The sequence below is a fragment of the Candidatus Aquicultor secundus genome (genome assembly GCF_002791875.1).
Taxonomy (GTDB): Bacteria; Actinomycetota; Aquicultoria; order Aquicultorales; family Aquicultoraceae; genus Aquicultor_A; species Aquicultor_A secundus.
The window spans coordinates 1-4,797 of the sequence record NZ_PFNG01000094.1 but is presented as its reverse complement, the minus strand read 5'-3'; the positions used below and the strand labels follow the sequence as shown (position 1 = coordinate 4,797).

Sequence of the window (4,797 nt, the reverse complement as noted above, 5' to 3'; positions counted from 1 at the left end):
GACCTCCTTCTCCCGTTTGGTGATTCTAACGAGATAATGCGAGGTCTTGATCTATTTTGCAAGACCTTACTTGCCTACTAAGAATTTACAGTACCGCGAGTAAAATAATTTGCAATCGGTGGTAATACGCTGGTAGAATGCTGCATATAACCGGTTTATAATAAGAAATTGGGATGAAAAAAGGGCGGACCTTACGCCCGCCCTAAAACCTATACTTTTAACCAGATTTATATCTTAGATTATATCTTAGTGACCGCCGGCCGAAATAAGTCCTGAGGCCGCCGCAACCAAGATCAAAACTTCAATCAATGCGAGAATTCCATAAATGCTATCCTTTTTCTTGAACAGCGTAGGAACTATCGATAGGTAACATAGAACTGTTATCCCAGCCAAAAATGCGATAGGGAAGAAGTTCAGGAAATCGCCGTGCCGATACATCCCGGTCCAGGCCCAGCCGGATTTAATATTTGTCGCCTCCAGGTAATCGTGGCTTTTCATTCCCCAATATTTGGAGACATCGGCAAGCGGGATTTTAGGCTCGAATACACCGAATAAATAGAACGCGAACACTACTATGATTCCCGCAAGACCGATCTTCATTGCGGTATCGAGGACTTTCGCATAAAGGAGCTGTTCCTCTGTCGCCTGTACCAACGGAGTGGCTGCCACTTGCACGCCGGCTTTTTTTGCTGCCGTAGTTTCTGTTGTGCCCATATCTTCCTCCTCTCGATTTATGGCCAAATAGCAAGGCCTTTTAGAAGTGACCTTACGCCTGAAAAGCCTAGGACGACGATTACCGTCATTTTAATCGCTGAGGCTTTTGTCTTAGCTAGAAGCTTAACTCCGATAAGAGAGCCAAGCATGATACCGATAACGGAGGGAACAATTATCATAGGGATAACCGCGCCCTTGTTAATGTAGACCCATGCAGCCGACGTATCGGTTGTCGCAAGTAGAAACTTGCTGGTTGCAACCGATATCTTAAGAGGTGCGCCCATCATCAAGTTGAGGACAGGGACGTTGGCCCATCCGGCGCCGAGGCCGAACATACCGGCCGCGAATCCTATAAAGATAAAGGAGAAAAGGCCGATAGGTGTGCGGTGGATCTTCCAGTTAACATCCTGGTCGGTTGAGTGCTCATGGTAAATACCCGTGATTCTTAAGATCGAAGAGAGGTTATCCGATTTTTTAACATCCGGATATTCCGATTTCTTGGCTACTAACATAATAGCGACGATTGCAAGGATTGCGATTCCAAGCGCGGTTTGAGTGATGTTGTCCGGGAGTTTGAGGCCGACCATCGCGCCGGCGATTGCGGCGGCAGAGGCGATTAGCGCCACCGGTAAAGCCAACCTGAGGTCTGCCATACCTCTCTTTAAGAGTCCGGGACCTGCTGCGAGCGAACCGGAGAGGGCTACGATGAGTCCCGCAGCCCTTACGAAGTCCATATTAAATGGGAAAAAGCCGCCTATAATAGGGGTAAAAAGTACTCCACCTCCAACACCTGCAAGTACCGCTACGATACCCATGACAAATGTGATCACAAAAAGAACTAAGGGCCAGATCCACCATGCCAGGGTAGATGCTTTGCCGGGTCCGCTTGCGGCCCATGCGGGTGCTGCCATTAACATAAATAATATGAAGGCAGTAAGTAAGGTTGAAACGATTACTTTCCTGTGTTTCATTATCATCCTCCTTTTTTTAATTATTTGTTCGGTGAATAAGCTTTTGGATGGGCGAGTGGTGCTGGTTATGAGATTGTGAAAGATTGTCACAATTGTTACTAGACAAGCTAAAAAAATCTCTCTATCTTTTAATAACTCGTCTGTGTATGCGTAGGCTGGTCTACCTAAAACCGGTATAAACAAAGGTCATTTGCGGTGTTCTTGTTTATTGTTGGTCTTATAGGTTACCTACGCACACACAGGCAACTTGTTTAGTCACTTTGTCAAAAGATATCCTAAGAAAAGCTTGCAAGCTGATTCTAATATTAGCACTATTAGTACTTTCATCAATACCAATATACGTAAATTCACGTAATGCTACATAGGAAATCTACAAATAGTTAGGGTAGGGATTACCCATATTTAAGAATTGCTAAAACTACGTAGTCTACGTTTGCGAATATATTATGGTAATGCCGGTGGTATAGGTGAATATAAAAAAGGGGAGCATAAAGGGAGAAGTTGGCAACGGGTGAGGTAAATTGGCCTATAATCGCGAAGAAAGTATGTTGAGGCTAAGTCTATGAGGTAATCGGCAGAAAATAAAAAGGCCCGGTGTATTCTATCACCGGGCCTTTTTATAAATAGTATGCCAGCTTATAGTATCGTATAACTGCACATACGTAGGCTGGTTTCCCTACAAACCGGCTTAAACAGAATCATTTGCGGTGTTCTTGTTTATTGTTGGTCTTATAGGTTACCTACGAGGCACCTACGCATGTGCAGAAAACACGCTTGCTTACTCCCCTATATGAATAATCCCGGATGCTGCGAACGCAAGCACCAGTACCTCAACGATCGCAATCATAGCGAAGGTTGTATCTTTTTTACGAAGCAATTTAGGTATTATGGCAAGATAGCAAACTAAGCTTATGGCTCCCAAAATTGCGATACCAAAAAAATTAAGCATGTCTCCGTTTTGAAACATGGTAAGCCACGCCCAACCCGGCTTAATGCCGGCAACCTTCATGTACTCGCTCGAAGAAAGATGCCAATAAACCGGGACTTTTTCGAGCGGCATTTTAGGAGTTAAAATTCCGGATAAATATACCAGAAATGAGGCCACGATACCCGCAAGCCCAATTTTCCTGCCCATGGACAGGATACCGGCGTAAACAAGTTGTTCTTCTGTGGCTCTAACCGTCTTCGTTGCCGTACGCGCGGGTTCAGCTTTCGCTTGGGGTTTAATCTTTAAATCACGTTTACTGTTCATTCTTGTAGCCATACCGACCTCCTATCAACAGAACTTTTATTTGGTTTTAACAATGCTTTCGGTTAACCGAGATGTTTCATCGGGGCAACCATCGTAAGCTGCTAAATACCAAAGCCTTTCAAAAGCGCCCTAAAACCAGATAAAAACAACATGGTAATAACCGCGTATCTGATCACTTGTGGTTTGGCCTTTGTGAGTAGTTTCGCTCCTATAAAAGCGCCGAGCATCATGCCGATAATTGATGGCGCAACGACTAACGGCAGGATCGCTCCTTTGTTAATATAAATCCAAGCAGCAGATGTATCGGTTATTGATAGTAGGAAACTGCTTGTTGCGACAGATAACTTTAATGGGGCACCCATAACAAGGTTTAAGACAGGCACATTAGCCCATCCGGCGCCTAGACCGAACATGCCGGCCAGGAAGCCGATAAACGAAAATAAAACTAACCCGACCGGCGTTCTATGAATTTTCCAGTCGATATCCTGCTTAGTTGAATCCTCATGATAAATTCCGGAGATCCTAAGCGCGATCGACAGGGAATCAGGTAGTTTAACATCCGGGTATTCCGATTTCTTGGCCAAGACCATTACGAAGACTATTGCAAGGATAACGGCACCCAAACCTATTTGAACAAGCTTAGCTGGAAGCGCAAGACCTACGACCGCCCCTAAAATTGAAAAGACCGATGCTATCAGCGCTACAGGCATTGCCAGGCGCAGGTCCGCCATGCCTCTCTTGAGGAGGCCGGGTCCGGCTGCTAAAGATCCCGAGAGGGCGATCATCAGCCCGGCTCCTCTGACAAAGTCGAGGTTAAAAGGAAAGAAACTGCTTACGATAGGTACAAAAAGAACTCCACCACCCACGCCGGCCGGAATAGCGACTACTCCCATTACGAAAGTAAGTGCGAATAGACTAAGCGGCCAAACCCACCAGGGGGTTCCTGAATGTGCGCCGGATGACAAGTTGACCGTAGCGGCTAAAGCCGAGTTGGTAACAACTAGAATTGATATAAAAACGGCCCCGAAAAGAACACCTAATAATTTTTTCTTCATGCTATATCCCTCCTCTCCTCCGGGATTGTCTAAATTTGGCTTTAACTTCCATTTCATCACGATCATTTGGAGTGCACATCGGGGCGATTACCAAAAAAAAGAGTAGTAAATTACTACTATAAACCCTGGTCATGGGGTACGGTTATAACGCGGTGCATGTTAAAGATATAACTATTAGCGGATACGAATTATCAGTGTAGGTTGATTAGAAGAAATGACCAATTACAGCTAAGAGAATAAACCGCCAAATAATAGAGCAAATATATTGTGATTTAGTGAAGGGTTTTTACGTAAATCGTTGACGAAAAAACCCATAGTGGTAATATGAAATTAAGGCTGCAAGCTGGAGAAAACTTTCTTTGATAAGCGCCTCAAGAATTAGCTGCAAAGGCACAGATAATGCGGTCGATGTTTTGAAAAGCCTTAATCCGCAGAACAAATCCGGCCACGTAAATAGCGTAGAACGCGTTTCAAGTAATGATCGGGCGAAAATATTTTTTTCACATGACATGTAACAATTGTGACGTAGTCGGTTAATAACGCGGGTTAGAGTTAGCTAAGCAATTGGCAAAAGATCGCCCACATTGCGGTATGAATCAAGGAAAATTAATAGGAAAGGAGGTTAATGCTCATGGCTAAGAGTTCCGGTAAGACAGGAAAGAAACCGTATGTAAAAACAGCGCTTTTCGGTATCGTGTCCCTGGCGCTGTACGTTGAGGTATTTACAAACGAGAGCTTTGTTAGAGAGACCTGGGCGAAAGGCGGGGTATATGCGGTTTTACCGCTCGCTACCGTTTTCGTTTTC

The 4,797-nt window shown here is 44.7% G+C and carries 4 protein-coding genes; all 4 read right to left on the bottom strand.

Annotated features, from left to right (window positions below):
• Window positions 1-246: 246 nt before the first annotated feature.
• Entirely contained in the window at window positions 247-714 is a 468-nt protein-coding gene (locus COY37_RS04100; RefSeq protein WP_286679049.1) for a hypothetical protein, read from the bottom strand.
• Between the two features lie 17 nt (window positions 715-731).
• Window positions 732-1,685 (bottom strand): sulfite exporter TauE/SafE family protein, encoded by a 954-nt coding sequence (locus tag COY37_RS04095; RefSeq protein ID WP_286679050.1) that lies wholly within the window; start codon window positions 1,683-1,685, stop codon window positions 732-734.
• A 778-nt stretch (window positions 1,686-2,463) separates the two neighbouring features.
• Window positions 2,464-2,949: a hypothetical protein gene (locus tag COY37_RS04090; protein ID WP_286679051.1), complete on the bottom strand. Its 486-nt coding sequence runs from the start codon at window positions 2,947-2,949 to the stop codon at window positions 2,464-2,466.
• Between the two features lie 89 nt (window positions 2,950-3,038).
• Window positions 3,039-3,992 carry a sulfite exporter TauE/SafE family protein gene (locus COY37_RS04085; RefSeq protein WP_286679052.1) on the bottom strand — a complete coding sequence of 318 codons (954 nt, stop codon included), beginning with the start codon at window positions 3,990-3,992 and terminating at the stop codon, window positions 3,039-3,041.
• Between the last annotated feature and the right edge of the window lie 805 nt (window positions 3,993-4,797).